15 protein-coding genes and 1 tRNA gene are annotated in these 15,905 nt (G+C 65.0%); 9 read left to right on the forward strand and 7 right to left on the reverse strand.

The genetic code is table 11. The features are described 5' to 3' along the window. Positions 1-173: 173 nt before the first annotated feature. Positions 174-791: a TetR family transcriptional regulator C-terminal domain-containing protein gene (locus IEX25_RS04315; RefSeq protein ID WP_188714175.1), complete on the forward strand. Its 618-nt coding sequence runs from the start codon at positions 174-176 to the stop codon at positions 789-791. Here IEX25_RS04315 and IEX25_RS04320 read toward each other — a convergent pair. Further along, complete coding sequence (locus IEX25_RS04320) at positions 788-1,363, reverse strand: TetR/AcrR family transcriptional regulator (protein ID WP_158247992.1); 576 nt, start codon at positions 1,361-1,363, stop codon at positions 788-790. The genes IEX25_RS04315 and IEX25_RS04320 overlap by 4 nt on opposite strands. A gap of 174 nt (positions 1,364-1,537) precedes the next feature. Next, complete coding sequence (gene mepK / locus IEX25_RS04325) at positions 1,538-2,098, reverse strand: peptidoglycan L,D-endopeptidase MepK (protein ID WP_103173203.1); 561 nt, start codon at positions 2,096-2,098, stop codon at positions 1,538-1,540. A 440-nt stretch (positions 2,099-2,538) separates the two neighbouring features. On the opposite strand from mepK, the gene IEX25_RS04330 reads away from it, so the two are divergent. From IEX25_RS04330 to IEX25_RS04345, 4 genes are all read left to right on the forward strand, one after another. Beyond that, a complete protein-coding gene (locus tag IEX25_RS04330) occupies positions 2,539-4,008 on the forward strand; it encodes a L,D-transpeptidase family protein (protein ID WP_188714176.1) in 1,470 nt (489 codons plus the stop codon). A gap of 39 nt (positions 4,009-4,047) precedes the next feature. Next, entirely contained in the window at positions 4,048-5,148 is a 1,101-nt protein-coding gene (locus IEX25_RS04335; protein ID WP_188714177.1) for a UDP-3-O-(3-hydroxymyristoyl)glucosamine N-acyltransferase, read from the forward strand. Positions 5,149-5,160: 12 nt separating this feature from the next. Next, positions 5,161-5,427: an acyl carrier protein gene (locus IEX25_RS04340; RefSeq protein ID WP_103173200.1), complete on the forward strand. Its 267-nt coding sequence runs from the start codon at positions 5,161-5,163 to the stop codon at positions 5,425-5,427. A gap of 62 nt (positions 5,428-5,489) precedes the next feature. Next, on the forward strand, positions 5,490-6,698 hold the full coding sequence (locus IEX25_RS04345) for a beta-ketoacyl-[acyl-carrier-protein] synthase family protein (protein ID WP_188714328.1): 1,209 nt from the start codon (positions 5,490-5,492) through the stop codon (positions 6,696-6,698). A gap of 55 nt (positions 6,699-6,753) precedes the next feature. Here the strand turns inward: IEX25_RS04345 and IEX25_RS04350 are convergent, their stop codons facing one another. Continuing rightward, positions 6,754-7,503, reverse strand: a complete 750-nt coding sequence (locus tag IEX25_RS04350) for an invasion associated locus B family protein (protein WP_188714178.1) — start codon at positions 7,501-7,503, stop codon at positions 6,754-6,756. 466 nt (positions 7,504-7,969) lie between these two features. Here IEX25_RS04350 and IEX25_RS04355 point away from each other — a divergent pair, with 466 nt between their 5' ends. Then, the gene (locus IEX25_RS04355) at positions 7,970-9,532 is read left to right on the forward strand and encodes a helicase HerA-like domain-containing protein (RefSeq protein ID WP_188714329.1); all 1,563 of its coding nucleotides are present in this window, start codon (positions 7,970-7,972) and stop codon (positions 9,530-9,532) included. On the opposite strand, the gene IEX25_RS04360 is transcribed toward IEX25_RS04355, so the two are convergent. Next, complete coding sequence (locus tag IEX25_RS04360) at positions 9,495-9,902, reverse strand: DUF6477 family protein (RefSeq protein ID WP_188714179.1); 408 nt, start codon at positions 9,900-9,902, stop codon at positions 9,495-9,497. The two genes, IEX25_RS04355 and IEX25_RS04360, sit on opposite strands and share 38 nt — an antisense overlap. 221 nt (positions 9,903-10,123) lie before the next feature. Between IEX25_RS04360 and IEX25_RS04365 the strand changes: the two genes are divergently transcribed. Continuing rightward, positions 10,124-11,263 (forward strand): DUF6456 domain-containing protein, encoded by a 1,140-nt coding sequence (locus IEX25_RS04365; RefSeq protein ID WP_229665037.1) that lies wholly within the window; start codon positions 10,124-10,126, stop codon positions 11,261-11,263. 70 nt (positions 11,264-11,333) lie between these two features. Here IEX25_RS04365 and IEX25_RS04370 read toward each other — a convergent pair whose 3' ends face one another. Further along, a complete protein-coding gene (locus IEX25_RS04370; protein WP_188714180.1) occupies positions 11,334-12,815 on the reverse strand; it encodes a catalase in 1,482 nt (493 codons plus the stop codon). Positions 12,816-12,908: 93 nt separating this feature from the next. On the opposite strand from IEX25_RS04370, the gene IEX25_RS04375 reads away from it, so the two are divergent. Together IEX25_RS04375 and IEX25_RS04380 are read left to right on the forward strand one after the other, a co-directional pair. Continuing rightward, positions 12,909-13,814 carry a hydrogen peroxide-inducible genes activator gene (locus tag IEX25_RS04375; RefSeq protein ID WP_103173195.1) on the forward strand — a complete coding sequence of 302 codons (906 nt, stop codon included), beginning with the start codon at positions 12,909-12,911 and terminating at the stop codon, positions 13,812-13,814. A 142-nt stretch (positions 13,815-13,956) separates the two neighbouring features. Continuing rightward, a complete protein-coding gene (locus IEX25_RS04380; RefSeq protein WP_103173194.1) occupies positions 13,957-14,697 on the forward strand; it encodes a TerC family protein in 741 nt (246 codons plus the stop codon). Between the two features lie 53 nt (positions 14,698-14,750). Here the strand turns inward: IEX25_RS04380 and IEX25_RS04385 are convergent. Together IEX25_RS04385 and lipA are read right to left on the reverse strand one after the other, a co-directional pair. Continuing rightward, positions 14,751-14,834 (reverse strand) — tRNA-Leu (locus IEX25_RS04385). 46 nt (positions 14,835-14,880) lie between these two features. Further along, a complete protein-coding gene (gene lipA, locus IEX25_RS04390; protein ID WP_370463833.1) occupies positions 14,881-15,894 on the reverse strand; it encodes a lipoyl synthase in 1,014 nt (337 codons plus the stop codon). Between the last annotated feature and the right edge of the window lie 11 nt (positions 15,895-15,905).

Raw genomic sequence — 15,905 nt, forward strand, 5'->3', positions numbered from 1 at the left:
GTTCTGGCGCAGGGCAGGCTTAATGGGGCCGGGCTGCGATGCGCCCTGTAACACCCTTCCTTTATTGACCAATTGGTCAGGATCACGCTAGCACGGGGCAGGGTTCAGTCAAGCGTCCCGAAGGGGGCCGCCTTGCCTGTTGCCCAAAAACGCATCAGGGAAAGGGACCAGGAATGGCCGACCAGTCGCAGCCGCCCCTGACGCGCATCCAGCAGAAGAACCGCGACCTGATCCTGGAAGGCGCGCTATCGGTCTTTTCGGTCAACGGATTTCGGGGCGCCACCATCGACCAGATCGCCGAGGCGGCCGGCCTGTCGAAGCCGAATGTCCTTTATTACTTCGCGTCCAAGGACGACATCCACAAGACCCTTCTGACCACGCTGCTGGACATGTGGCTGGCCCCCATGGTCCGAATCGACCCCGACGGCGACCCGCTGGAGGAGGTGATGACCTATGTCCGCGCCAAGCTGGAGATGTCGCGCCGCTATCCCCGCGAAAGCCGCCTGTTCGCCTATGAGATCCTGCAGGGAGCGCCGCATCTGACGGAAATCCTGGGCGGCGGGTTGCGGCAGATCGTGGATCGTGCGGCGGCGATCCTGCAGGGCTGGATGGACGACGGACGCCTTGCCCCTGTCGAGCCGCGCCACCTCATCTTCTCGATCTGGGCGCTGACCCAGCATTATGCCGATTTCGAGGTGCAGGTGCGCGCGGTGCTTGGTCCCGGTCATGACCCTTTCGTCGAGGCCGGTCCCTTCCTGGACAATCTGTACCGCAAGATCCTCGGCGTTTAGCCGGGGCTTTGCGACAGCATGGCCGCTGCGGACTGGATCAGGGTCAGGTTCTCGCGCGCGGCGCCAATGAAATCGTCAACCTCTCCGCTGGCCCAATCCTTTGTCGCGGCATTGGTGGCGGCGACGATGGCGGCGGCCAGGATCTCGATCTGGGCGGGCTTGGCGTCGGGACAGCGGCGGCGCAGCAGGTCGCGCATCTGCGCGCGGCGCGACAGGATCGTGGAATTGCGCAAGGCGTCCAGCTTGGCATCCGAATTGGCCAGGACCAGGATATGGGCCAGAAGCTCCCGTTCCTCGATGAAGCGTGCCAGGTGAAGGGTGATCAGGCGATCCAGATCCTCCAGCAGGGTGCCGCGCCCCTTCACGAACTGCTCGGACGCATCGGCCGGGTAATCGGGCGGCGGCCCCATCATCGCCGCTTCCTTGTAGGGATAATAGTTGAAGAAGGTCCGGGTGCTGATGCCGGCTTCCTTGGCGATCGCCTCGGTCGTGACATTCGCCAGTCCGTCGCGCACCGCCAGTTGGATCGCCGTTGCCTGGATCTTCTTGGCTGTTCGGTAACGACGCGTCATATGCGGCATCTGGCAGCTTTCAATTGACGTTCATGATGATGAAAAGGTGTCAGGTTCCAGGCTGTGCCGTCAAGCCACTTGCAGGATCCCCCTGTTTCGGCAGCCATATGCCAACAAAAGACGCCGCGCGCGAAAGGCGTGCGGCGTTGCAGGTGGTGGTGCAGATGCGATGTTTCAGGCGCCCCAGCTGCGGACGGGTCCGCAATCCATGTGGACGAAGTTGGAACGGGAATACTTGCCCACGCCGCCGGCCCGGCAGGACATCGCGGCATTGTACATCTGGCTGACGGAACGCGATTTCAACCGCAGGTCGGCAGCCTTGCCCACCATGTGCAGCGAGTTGCGGGCGACCCCGCCCGAACTGCGGCGCAGCATCGCATTCGTCCGGGGCGAGCGATAGCCCGACAGCATCATGTAGGGTTCGTTGGTCTGCAGCAGCCGGTGCGAGGCGGCGGCAACATCGACCGCGCGCGGGTCGATCCCGATGGCTTCGCCCGTGCGCCAGTCGCGCATGAAGATGTTGATTTCGTTCAGGGCCTCGCGGATGTACTTGCCATCCACCCAGTAAACCGTGTCAAGGCTTTCGCCGGTCCTGCCCGAATACATGCGGATGCGGCGCATGTCGCCCGCGCCCCGCAGCAACCCGAAGGCGTTGCCCATCACTGGTGCTGCCGCCACGGTTGTAGCCGCGAACACACCCAGAATGCCGCGGCGCGAAAGAAGGTCGAATGTCATGTCAGATCGCCTGTCCCACTTCGTCTTTTTTCCGCCGCAGTTTCTGCAGCGCGGCCGAGGTTATCCCCGGCTGCTTAACAATATGTCAAAAGACCGTGCGCTCAGAAATAGATTCCTTCCTTCCAGGGTGTAAATCCACAGAAGCTAGGCAAGAACCTGCCGATGCTTCGCTGTTGTGGCACGGTCGCCGCGAGACTGTGGCGCCAATGCCACCATGATCCCGCCCTGCGCCGAGCCGCCCCGCATTCGCTGGAGAAAAAGGGGGCGCAATGGCAAAATCCAGGACTAGGATTGAAGGGACGGCAATGCGCGGTCAGACATTTTTTGCAGCTATTCTATTGATCTGGACGGGACAATCTGAGGTTGCGCAGACACAGGCCGGACTGGCCCCGGCAGTCGCTGTTGCCGCCGCACCACGCCTTGAATTCAGCGCGCAGGACATGGCTCTGGCTGAAAAGGCGGCAGCCGTTCCGGACCTGGCCGCTTATTACGGCTCGCATGGGTTGCGACCGATCTTCATGGGCGAACGCGCGGGCGAACTGCGCGAGGCGCTGCGTGATGCGATCGCGACCGCGCCCCAGCATGGCATCCCGGCTGGCCGTTATGCCATGGCTGCTTTGGCCGCCGATGCCCACGATGCCGCGACCGAGGTGGGGCAGGCGCGGATCCTGGTGCGCTATATGCGCGACATGACCGGGGGGATGGTGCGCCCGGCCTCGGTCGATCCGCTGATCAAACGAGAGGTCGGGCGCCCGCCCATCGACCGCCTGATCCGCGACTTCACGCAGGCGCCGGATCCTCGGCAGTTCCTTCTGGATCTTCAGCCGCGCCACCCTGCCTATCTGGCGCTTCAACGTGCCCTGACCGTGCCGAAGACACTCGCGGTTCCCGCCGATCTGCCGCGCGTGCCCGAGGGGTTGTGGCGGACCGGGATGCGCGGCGACGGCATCGTCCCCCTTCGCGCCCGGCTGGGCAGCATCGGCTTTGACGCGACCGCCTCGGATCCCCTGGCCTATGACGCAGCCCTGGCGGAGGCGGTGGCGCGCTATCAGGCGGCGGTCGGGCTGCCTTCGGACGGGGTTGCCGGACCCAAAACCATCCGCCACCTGAATGGCGACGTGCCCGACGATGCCGGCAGCCGCGCCATTGTCGTGGCCCTGGAACGGATGCGCTGGATGGGGTCCGAGGATCTGGATGCGCGTCACGTCTGGGTGAACATTCCCGAATACACCGCCCGGATCATGGAAAACGGGACCGAGGTCTTCCGCACCCGCGTGGTCGTGGGTCATCCCGACCACGACCGCCAGACGCCGGAATTTTCCGATGAAATCGAATATGTGGTGGCCAATCCCCGCTGGAACGTGCCCCGGTCGATCACGGTCAAGGAATACCTGCCCAAGTTGCAGGCCAACCGTCATGCGGTGTCACATCTGGACGTGGTGGACGGGAAGGGCAACGTGATCGCGCGTGACCGCATCGACTTCGGCCGCTATACGGCGGCGAACTTCCCTTACCGGATGCGGCAGAAGCCCAGCGACGACAATGCCTTGGGGTTGGTCAAGTTCATCTTCCCGAACCCTTGGAACATCTATCTGCACGATACGCCGACCAAGCATCTGTTCGGCAATGCGATGCGCGCCCATTCCCATGGCTGCATCCGCATCGGCGATCCTTTCGATCTGGCCTATGCCCTGTTGTCCAGGCAGACCGACGATCCGAAGGCCATGTTCCATCGGGCGCTGGATCGCGGCAACGAGGCCTGGCTGAAGCTGACGCCCTTCGTTCCGGTTCATCTGGTCTATTTCACCGCCTTCCCAGACGCCGACGGCACCATCCGCCGGTTCGAGGATGTCTATGGCCGTGACGCGGCGCTCTATGACGCCATCCAGAAGGCCGGGCTGGATTCGTAAGGCCGAAGGGTCTATGCCGCGTCCCGACAAGGGGGGATCATGGCAATCACCATCCGCGAACTGGCGCAAGCCCTGGATGCGCAGGGCTGGGGCGATCTGGATCTGAAGGTAACCGGCGCGGCCGAGCCGCAGGCGACCGGTCCCGTGGGGCCGGAAGGGGGTGTGATCGCCCTGGCCATGTCGCCCAAATACGCGACCGCCCTGCAACCCGGCAGCATGGCGATCCTGGCCGAAGGGATGGATCCCCAGGCCTATGGCTTGAAGGCGGCGATCTTCGCGCCGCGTCCCCGTCTGCTGATGGCGGGGCTGACCCGCGCCTTCGATCCCGGCCCCGACATCGCCCCCGGCATTCATCCGACGGCGGTCATCGACCCCTCGGCCCGTCTGGGCGAGGGTGCGGCAGTCGGTCCCTTTGTTGTGATCGGCGCGGATGTGACGATCGGGCGGGGCGCACGGATCGGGCCGCATGTCAGCATCGGGCGCGGATCGCGGCTGGGTGACGATGTCCTGCTGAACGCGGGCGTGCGCATCGCCCATGGCGTCACGGCGGGCCACCGGCTGATCGTCCAGTCGAACGCCGTCATCGGCGGCGACGGCTTTTCCTTCGTCACCCCGGAGGAATCCGGCATCGAGGAAATCCGCCGCACCCTGGGCAGCCGCGATGCGATCAAGCAGCAGCACTGGACGCGGATTCATTCGCTGGGCGGGGTCGAGATCGGCGACGACGTCGAGATCGGCGCCAATTCCACCATCGATCGCGGCACCATCCGCGCGACGCGTGTGGGCAACGGCACCAAGATCGACAACCTTGTCATGCTGGGCCACAATGTCACCGTGGGGGACGACTGCCTCTTGTGTTCGCAGGTGGGCGTCGCGGGATCGGCACGCATCGGCAACCGGGTCGTGTTGGCCGGCAAGGTCGGCGTCAACGACAACATCGACGTGGGCGACGACGTGATCGCGGGCGGGGCCAGCAAGATCTTCACCCGCGTTCCGGCGGGCCGTGTGATCCTGGGCAATCCGGCGGTCAAGATGGAGACCCAGATGGAGATCCAGAAGGCCATCCGCCGCCTGCCGCGCTTCGCCGAGCAACTGGCGCGCCTTCAGGAAACTGTTACACGATTGTTGGAAAAGGGCTGAGCAGGAGGCTTCATGACCGACCAGATCAGAGACCGCATCCGGGCCATCATCGCCGAACAGGCTATGCTGGAACCCGACCAGATCACCGAGAATTCCACCCCGCAGGACCTGGGCATCGACAGCCTGGGCCTGGTGGAATCGATCTTCGCGATCGAGGAGGAGTTCGACATCTCGATCCCGTTCAACGCCAACGAACCCGAAAGGTCGGAATTCGACATCTCGAACATGGGGACGATCATGGCGGCGGTCGAACGGCTGGTGGCGCAGAAGGCCGCATGAATTCGCGGAAACCAGGGGCGAAGGCCGCAGCGGCCCAGGCGGGCGTGGAAGGGCCGAATGGAGTGCGGCGCGTCGTCATCACCGGCGCGGGCACGATCAACGCCCTTGGCCATGACGTGCCGACCACGATGGAGGCGTTCAGGGAAGGGCGCTGCGGCATCAGCCAGCTTGATTTCCGCGACGTGGACCGGCTGTCGATCCAGATCGGCGCCCAGATCCATGACTGGCGGGCCGAGGATTACTTCAACCGCCAGCAAATCCTGCTTTACGACAAGTTCACCCAGTTCGCGCTGCTGGCGGCCAAGCAGGCGGTCGCCCAGTCAGGGCTGGATTTCCAAGGCGCCATCGGGCTGCGGTCCGGGGTGGTGCTGGGCACGGCCGGCGGCGGGCTGAACACTTGGGACGAAAACTATCGCACCGTCTATGAGGAAGGGAAGAACCGCGTCCATCCCTTCGTGGTGCCGAAGCTGATGAACAACGCCGCCGCCAGCCATGTCAGCATGGAATTCGGGCTGCGCGGCCCGGCCTTCACGGTCGCCACGGCTTGCGCCAGTTCCAATCATGCGATGGGCCTTGCGTTCCAGATGGTGCGGTCTGGCGGCGCGCAGGTCATGCTGACCGGCGGATCCGAGGCGATGCTGTGCTTCGGCGGCGTCAAGGCCTGGGAAGGGCTGCGCGTGATGTCCAAGGACGCCTGTCGCCCCTTCAGCGCCAACCGCAACGGCATGGTTCAGGGCGAGGGCGCGGGCGTCTTCGTCTTCGAGGATTACGAACACGCCTGCACGCGGGGGGCCGACATCCTGGCCGAGGTGGTGGGCTTTGCCATGTCGTCCGACGCGCAGGACATCGTCATGCCTTCGGCCCAGGGGGCGGAACGCGCGATCACCGCTGCGCTGCACGATGCCGGCCTGAACCCGGAGGACGTGGGCTATATCAACGCGCATGGCACCGGGACGGCGGCGAACGACAAGACGGAATGCGCCGCCGTGGCCCATGCCTTTGGCCACCACGCCGACCGGCTGATGATTTCGTCAACCAAGGCCATGCACGGACATATCATCGGCGGCACGGGGGCGGTGGAATTGCTGGCCTGCATCATGGCCCTGCGCGACGGCGTGATCGCGCCCACCATCGGCTATCAGGAAGCCGATCCCGAATGCGGCTTGGACGTGGTCCCGAACGAGGCGCGCGAGGCAAGGGTCGATGCGGTCCTGTCCAATGCCTTCGCCTTCGGCGGGCTGAACGCCGTGATCGCGCTGCGCCGGGTCTAGGCAAGGGAAAACCGCGCCCTTGGATGAAGGGCGCGGTTCGAAGGGTTTTGGAAGGTCAGTTGGCCGGCGCTTCTTCCGCCGGAGCCTCGGCGGCAGCGGCCTCGGCATAGGCGCTCAGGGCGTCGAAGGCTGCGGTGAAGCCCGACAAGGACAGCGTCAGGCGCACCGGGTTCTCGCGGTCGGCGCCGAAGGGCAGCAAGGTCACCGTGGCATTCGCGCCCCGCTTCATCCCGTCCAGTTCAGCCTGGGTGAAACCCATGCGGGACACGCAGCCGACCGGGGCGCAGAAGTTGAAGGGATAGCCGCGCGGCTCGGCCGTGCCGACCGCGAAGCCAAGGCCCTGCACCAGATCGGTTTCAAGCGGTGCCACCAGCGTCGCCCCGGCCGCAACCTCGCTGTTGCGCAGCGGGATCATGGTCATCTCGGCGACCGAGTTTCCGTCGCCGTCCTTCAGCAACTGGTACAGCTCGCAGGGATCCTTGCCCTGTTCGGCCTTCAGGCAGCGGGTCGTCCAGTCCTGGTGGGTTTCCTTGACGTAATACTGCCCGGCCTGGGGCTCGGCATTGGCCGCCGGGGCGGTTTCGGCCGCGGGCGAATCCGTGGCCGTCGCGGGCGCATCCGCCGCAGGGGCGTCGGTGGCTGCTGCAGGGGCGTCCGTGGCGGGTGCCGGGGACGCGGGCGCCTCGGCGGGCGTCTCGGCGGGCGCGGTTTCGGGCGTGGCTGGCGCGGTGCCGTCCTGCGCGAAGGCTGGGGCCGCGATCAGGGCAAGTGCCGCCAGGGCCGCCTGCGAAGGTTTGATTGGCATGGTTGTTTCGTCCCTTTGCTCAATGCGTTGGCGGGGCCTAGCATGTCCCGCGGGGTTTGTCAGGCGGCAACGGGAATGGCCCGTTCACCATGGCTTGACCCGCGTTCCGGCGATCTTCGGCGCTGAATGTCATGCCTTGGCTGCATCGGCAGACCGTGGGAATAAAAAGGGTCGCGGCATGAACCACGACCCCAGCGCCTGATGGCGCCCCTCTCCCTGCCGGACTGGCCGGTCATCATTGATCCGCACGCTAGTCGCGCCGCCGTGATCAGTCAACAGTTCCGTGACATGGGCCCCATCACAAAAAAAGCCGCGCCCGAAGGCGCGGCAGTCCAACAGGGAGGAAGGTTCACGCATCGACGACCCTGATGCAGAACGATTCTGATACTGGCATGAAGGGGTTAACATTGTATTGTCACGGCGGACGCCGCATCGCTCTGCGGCGCAACAGCAGGCGGGGGCGGCGATGGCGGATGTGGTGGACGGCCAGGCGAACACGGTCTTCGTGGGTGGCGGCGGCGCGGGCCATGCCAGCCCGCAAACCCTGCTGCTGAAATATGCCAACCGTCACGGGCTGATCGCGGGCGCGACCGGCACCGGCAAGACCGTGACCCTGCAAACCCTGGCCGAGTCGCTGTCGCTTGCGGGCGTTCCGGTGTTTCTGGCCGATGTGAAGGGCGATCTGGCCGGATTGTCGCGCGCAGGCAGTGCGGATGGTAAGCTGCACCAGGCCTTTTCGGAACGGGCCTCGCAGATCGGCATTTCCTTGGCGTATCAGGCTTTCCCCGTGACCTTCTGGGATGTCTGGGGCAAGTCGGGCCACCCTGTCCGCACCACTCCGGCCGAGATGGGGCCGCTGCTGCTGTCGCGCCTGATGGACCTGACGGATGTGCAGGAAGGGGTGATGAACATTGCCTTCCGTGTGGCCGATGAACAGGGGCTGGCGCTGCTGGATCTGAAGGACTTGCAGGCGATGCTGGTCTGGGTCGGCCAGAACGCCGCCGACCTGTCGCTGCGCTATGGCAATGTCAGCACGGCCAGCGTGGGCGCGATCCAGCGGGCCTTGCTGGTTCTGGAAAACCAGGGCGGCGACAGCCTGTTCGGGGAACCTGCGCTGGAACTGGCAGACCTCATCCGTCAGGATGCCTCGGGGAAAGGGATGATCAACATCCTGGCGGCCGACAAGCTGATGCAGTCGCCCCGGCTTTATGCGACCTTCCTGTTGTGGCTGTTGTCCGAACTGTTCGAGCAACTGCCCGAAGTCGGCGACCCCGACCGCCCGCGCATCGCCTTCTTCTTCGACGAGGCGCATCTGCTGTTCGACGACGCGCCCAAGGCACTGATCGAGAAAGTCGAACAGGTTGCGCGGCTGATCCGGTCAAAGGGGGTCAGCGTCTGGTTCGTCAGCCAGAACCCGACGGACATTCCCGATGCGATCCTGGGGCAGCTTGGCAACCGCATCCAGCACGCGCTGCGCGCCTTTACCGCCAAGGACCAGAAGGCCCTGCGCATGGCGGCCCAGAACTATCGCGCCAATCCCGATTTCGACACGGCGGATGCCATCCAGAACGTCGGCACCGGCGAGGCCGTCACCTCGCTCCTGGAAGCCAAGGGCGTGCCAGGCGTGGTGCAGCGGACGCTGATTCGTCCGCCCTTCAGCAGCCTTGGCCCCATCAGCGATGCCGAACGGGCCCAAATCATGAACGCATCCCCCATGGGCCTGAAATATGGTCAGGCCGTGGACCGCGATTCGGCCCACGAGATGCTGGCCCGGAAGGCAGAGGAGGCTGCAAGGGCCGTGGCGCGCGCCGAGGCCGAGGCCCGGGAAAACGATGCGCTGTTCGACATGACGCGGGATGAATACCGCAACGCGCGCCGTTACAAGCCACGGGACGAAGGGCGCACCCGGTCGTCCCGCAGCGATTCGATCGTGGAAACATTCGGCAAGAGCCTGGCGCGGCAGCTTGGCACGAAATCGGGCCAAGCCATCGTCAGGGGCGTGCTGGGATCGCTGTTCCGGGGCCGCTGATCGCCGCGCCCACCTGCGCCAGCATCGCCGCCCCCATCTGCGCGGCCGACCTGACCGCCACGGGGGCATCCGCGACTGCGGCGCGCATTTCGGCCAGGATGGCGATCATCAGCAGAACGTGCCGGTGCATGTCGTATTCCGCCGCGCGTTGCAGACGGGCATCGTTCAGCAGGGCCTCTTCCGCCCGCAGGCGCGGCAGGGCGGCGCCCGGCGCGGGGCAGCGGTCGGTGCGAAGCAGCCGTTTCAGGTCACGATCGCGCTTCCATCCGGCCTGGCCTTCGCGCGCCGCGCGGATCAGGCAACGCGGGCGGCGCAGCGGTTCGGCCACGGGGCGGGGGCGGAAGGCGATCACGTTCGACATGTAGCTCATTTCAGAACTGTCCCATTCAAGTTGGTGCGACCAGCTTCACACAACTTGGACGGGTGTTGCCTGCCGCGTTGACGCAGCGTGCGCTGAGGCAACGCATCTTTAGGGTTTGTTAGGGAATGTTGCGGCTATCTGCTGAATATCAGCCGTTCCATTAACCACGCTTAACGCAACCCAAGGTAGTTAAGTTCCTTAAGCTGCCTAAGGATGACAAGGGACAAGACATGACGCTTTTGACCGGTGATTTCGCCATCGACAGCCTAGCCGCGGAGCACCGTTCGCCGACCGAGGCCATAGACACCCCCGCCAGCGACCTGCCGGATGATGCAAGGCTTTACCTTCGCCATGTCGAGGGAGGCCAGTCGATCCGCGCCCTGGCCCGGTTGGAAGGCTGCCACGCGTCGACCATCCTGCGGTGCATCCGCCGGTTCGAGGCGCGGCGCGACGACCCCCTGATCGACGGCGCCCTGACCGAGATCGCCGAAAGCCCGCGCAAGCTGGACGAACGCCAGGCGCTGCGCCTGTTGCGGCGGCTGGCCGAGCCGGGGGCAGTCCTGGTGACGGCCGATGGGATGGACAAGGCCATCATCAGCCGCGACGACATCCGAACGGCGGTTCTTGAACGCTGGATCGCCGAAACCATGGCCCTGAAGGGCTGGGTGACGCCCTCGGCCGCGCCGGGACGGGTTCAGCGTTACGCGATCGCCCCTGCAGGGCGGGATGCCCTGCGCGCGATGCTGCGTTCGCCCCGGCAGCGCAAGGCGGTGCCCGGTCCCGCCGATTTCACCGACGCAAGTCCCGTCGCCAACGACAATGCCCCCGGCATGGCCGAGGCGCCTGCGGCCTTCGATCATGCCGACCGTCATCGCGTCTGGGAAAAGCGGGTCATCGAAGACCCCGAGGATGGCCGCCGTCGCCGCACCCGCGTCAACATCGCGGAAAGCCCGCTTCTGCTGCTGGCGCGCCGCCGCGATGGGGCGGGGAAACCCTTCCTGTCGCCCGGCATGGTCGCCGCCGGCGAACGCCTGCGCGAGGATTTCGAACTGGCGCAGATGGGTCCGCGCGTCACGCAGAACTGGACCGGCTTCATGACTTCGGGCATCGATGTCAGCCGCAGCGGCGGGGGATATCGCGGCGGATCGGAATCGGCGCGCGACAGGGTGGCGATGGCCCTGCGCGATCTTGGTCCCGGCATGGGCGACATCGTCCTGCGCGTCTGCTGCTTTCTGGAAGGCATCGAATTGACCGAACGCCGCCTGGGGTGGTCGGCCAGGTCGGGAAAGATCGTGCTGCGTTTGGCGCTGATGCGGCTGGAACGGCATTATCAGGAAACCTATGGCAGCGGATCGCGTCTGATCGGATAAAGAAAAGAGGGGCGCCACTCGGGCGCCCCTTTCATAACAGGTCACTGGTTAACAAAACGCGTCCGAAGGATCATTCGGCAGCATGGCGATGCGCCGCCTTTTCCGCGCGCGCGGCACGGATCCCTGCCGCGTAAGCCGGGCTGATCCGCTCGAAGTGCACAAGCACCCGTTCCAGAACATCCTCGTCCGCGCCTTCCATGGCAGCGGCGATGTTCTTGTAAAGCCGCGCCCGTTCCTCGTCGTTCAGCACCCGGTCATGCAGCGCGCGGGGCTGTTCGTAATCGTCGATCAACTGGCGATGCGGCTGGCGCGCGGCCACGCCGGACAAGCGCAGCGGCGGTTCGGCGAAGGACGGATCCTCGACGGCGCCGCCCCGGCTGTTCGGCTCGTAATAGGCATCCGTGTTGCCCGTCACCTGGCCGAAGAAGTTCATCTGCCCGTCCTTGTGGTAATGATGCACCGGGCATTTCGGCGCGTTCACCGGCAGATGTTCGTAATGCGTGCCAAGGCGATAGCGATGCGCGTCGGCATAGCTGAAGACGCGGGCCTGCAGCATCTTGTCGGGGCTGTAGCCAATGCCGCGCACCTTGTTGGACGGGCTGAAGGCCGCCTGCTCGATCTGCGCGAAATAGTTGTCGGCGTTGCGGTTCAGTTCGAACTGGCCGACCTCGATCAGCGGATAATCCCCATGCGGCCAGACCTTGGTCAGGTCGAAGGGATCATAGGGCGTCTTTTCGGCGTCCAACTCGGGCATGATCTGGACATACATCGTCCAGCGGGGGAACTCGCCCCGCTCGATCTTGCCGAACAGCGCCTCCTGATAGCCTTCGCGGGTGTGGCCGATGATCTCGGCGGCCTCGCCGTTGGTGTAGTGGCGGTGGCCCTGCTGGGTCTTGAAATGGAACTTGACCCAGAAGCGTTCGCCGTCCTTGTTCCAGAAGGAATAGGTGTGGCTGCCAAAGCCATCCATGAAGGTCGGATCCTGCGGCAACCCGCGGTCGGACATCAGGATGGTGACCTGGTGCAGCGATTCGGGCACCTGGCCCCAGAAATCCCACATCGCCGTGGCGCTGCGCAGGTTGGTGCGGGGATGGCGCTTCTGGGTGTGGATGAAGTCCGGGAACTTCAGCGGGTCGCGCACGAAGAAGACGGGCGTGTTGTTGCCCACCAGATCCCAGTTGCCTTCGTCGGTATAGAATTTCAGCGCAAAGCCGCGCACGTCGCGTTCGTGGTCGGCCGCGCCCATTTCGCCCGCCACGGTGGAAAAGCGCGCCAGCATCGGGGTGGTCTTGCCGACCGCCCCGAAGATCGAGGCGCAGCTGTATTGCGTGATGTCATGGGTCACGGTGAAGGTGCCAAAGGCCCCCCAGCCCTTGGCATGGACGACGCGTTCCGGGATCCGCTCGCGGTTCTGGTGGGCCAGCTTTTCCAGAAGCTGATAGTCCTGCATCAGCACCGGACCACGATCGCCCGCAGTTTCGGTATGCTGGTTCGAGGCGATCGGCGCGCCTGCGGTGGTGGTCATCCTGGGGCGAAGGGTATCCTGGCTCATGCTGCGGCTCCTTGAAGTGGATTTGGTTGCTTTTGGCATCACCTTGAAATAAAGGGAAATCGGATCTGGCGATCACATCCATAAGGACCGCTGATGAACCTTACCTTGCGCCAGTTGCGGTACTTCCTGGCTTTGGCCGAACAGGGGCATTTCACCCGCGCGGCCGAAATGATGCATGTCACCCAGCCCGCATTATCCATGCAGATCCGCGCGCTGGAGGATGAGGTCGGCAACCCCGTCGTGGAACGGACGCCTTCGGGGGTGGTGCTGACCCCCCAGGGCCGGGCGCTGGAGCTTCATGCACGGCGCGTCATGGCGGCAATGGCCGGGCTGGACCAGGCGATGCGCCAGCCGGGGCGGGGCGGGCGGCTGATGCTGGGCATGATCCCGACCGTGGCGCCGTATCTGCTGCCCGAGGCGCTGCCGATCCTGCGCGCCCGCGACATCGGCCGCGACCTGCATCTGCGGGAAGCCCAGACAGACCGGCTGATCGAGGAATTGTCCCAGGGGCGACTGGATGCGGCGGTCGTGGCGACGCCACCGGATTCCGACGAACTCGCTGCCGTTCCGCTGTTCACCGACCCGTTCCTGCTGGCGGGCAGCCAGGACCGCATCGCCCGTCTGGGCACGCTCTGTCCCGAGCCGCGCGATCTGGATCCCGGCCAGTTGCTGCTTCTGGACGAAGGCCATTGCCTTGGTGACCAGGCGCTGGAGGTGTGCGGTCTGGGCCGCCGCAGCGCGCGGCTGGATCTGGGGGCTGCATCGCTGCCCACCCTCTGCCGTCTTGCCGCGCAGGGAATGGGGCTGACATTCCTACCCCGGCTGGCCGCCCATCAGGAATGCGCCGCTGCCCCCGGCCTTGTGACAGTGGCCTTTCCCGATCCCCAGCCCTGCCGAGAAGTGTTGCTGCTTCGCCGTGCCACGACCCCGGCAGGCGGCTGGTTCGACGATCTGGCCGGGATCCTCGTCCAGGCGGCGGAACGGGTGATGGCGGGATAGGACAGGCCGCTTCCAAGCCCTTGTCCGCATGGCTTGACAGCGATGGCTGCAAGGCCGCAAAGGCGTCGCCGCAGGGCAGGGGATGGAACCGAACCTTCCATTTCGGCTTTGCCATCCATCGTCTTCACATCAGGAAATCCCCATGCAGGACATCATCGCCCTTACACAGCAACCCGAAGCCTGGGTGGCGCTGGGAACCCTTGTGGTGATGGAGGTGGTGCTGGGGATCGACAACCTGCTGTTCATCTCGATCCTGTCGAACAAGTTGCCGGAACATCAGCGCGAACGTGCCCGCAAGATCGGGATCGGGCTGGCGCTGATCATGCGGCTTGGCCTTCTGGCGACGATTGCCTGGATCGTGCAACTGACGCAGCCGGTGGTCACCATCCTGGGCAACGAGCTTTCCTGGAAGGACATCATCCTGATCCTGGGCGGCCTGTTCCTGGTCTGGAAGGCCACAAAGGAAATCCACCACCACGTCGATCCCGTCGATCACGAGGACACCATCGTCGGCACGGCAGCCATCGGTTTCGGCAGCGCCATCGTGCAGATCCTGATCCTGGATCTGGTGTTTTCCATCGACAGCATCATCACCGCCGTCGGCATGACCCCCCATGTCGAGATCATGGTCGTGGCCGTCGTCACCGCCGTGACCGTGATGCTGCTGGCCGCCAATCCGCTGGCGACCTTCATCGGCAAGAACCCGACCATCGTGATGCTGGCGCTGTCCTTCCTGCTGCTGATCGGCACGACGCTGATCGCCGAAGGCTTCGGCGTCCATGTCCCGAAAGGCTATATCTATGCCGCGATGGCCTTCTCGGCCATTGTCGAGGGATTGAACATGTGGGCGCGGAATGCGCGACTGCGCAGAAAGGCGCATTGAAGCACCAGGGGCCGCATCTTGCGGCCCTTCCCACCTTGATTTTCAGGAAAGGCTGGTACCCGAGGTCGGACTCGAACCGACATGCCTTGCGGCGGCGGATTTTGAATCCGCTACGTCTACCATTCCGTCACTCGGGCCTTCTGTGCCTGCCCTAGCGCGGGGCAGGCGTCTTTGCAAGGGGGGTCACGCGCGGCCCAGTTTCCGCAGGCGGGCGTCGCGCAGCCGCGCAAAATCGTCGCCCGCGTGATAGGACGACCGCGTCAGCGGCGTGGCCGAGACCATCAGGAAGCCCTTGCCATAGGCCGCCTTTTCATAGCCCGCGAATTCCTCGGGGGTGACGAAGCGGTCAACGCGGTGGTGCTTGGGCGTGGGTTGCAGGTACTGGCCGATGGTCATGAAGTCGATGTCGGCCGCGCGCATGTCGTCCATGACCTGCAGCACGCTGCCGCGATCCTCGCCCAGGCCGACCATGATGCCCGACTTGGTGAACATCGCCGGGTCCAGTTCCTTGACCTTCTGCAACAGCCGCAGCGAATGGAAATAGCGCGCGCCGGGGCGGACGGTGGGGTAAAGCGCGGGAACGGTTTCCAGGTTGTGGTTGAAGACGTCCGGACGCGCCTCGACCACGATTTCCACTGATCCCGGTTTCGACTTCAGGAAGTCGGGCACCAGCACCTCGATCGTGGAATCGGGGCTGCGGTGGCGGATGGCGCGGATCGTCTGGGCGAAGTGGTCCGCCCCGCCGTCGTCCAGATCGTCGCGATCCACGCTGGTGATGACCACATGCTTCAGCCCCAGCTTCTGCACGGCATGGGCCACCCGGCCCGGTTCGAACACGTCAAGCGCGTTCGGCTTGCCGGTGGCGACGTTGCAGAAGGTGCAGCCGCGCGTGCAGATTTCGCCCATGATCATCATGGTGGCGTGGCCCTGCGACCAGCATTCCCCCACGTTCGGGCAGCCCGCTTCCTCGCAGACGGTGGACAGGCGGTTGTCCTTCATGATGTCGCGCGTGCGCTTGTAGCCTTCCGAGGTCGGCGCCTTCACGCGGATCCAGGCAGGCTTCTTGGGCTGTTCCTGATCGGGCCGATGGGCCTTTTCCGGGTGTCGCTGGTCGGGAATCCGAAGATCGCGCAAGGCATGTCCTTTCGGTCGCGGTTCGGCCAGAAATAACCGCTTCGCCGGTCCAGTGCAACGCATGGTCGCCATGC

The organism is Paracoccus acridae, assembly GCF_014642735.1.
GTDB lineage: Bacteria > Pseudomonadota > Alphaproteobacteria > Rhodobacterales > Rhodobacteraceae > Paracoccus > Paracoccus acridae.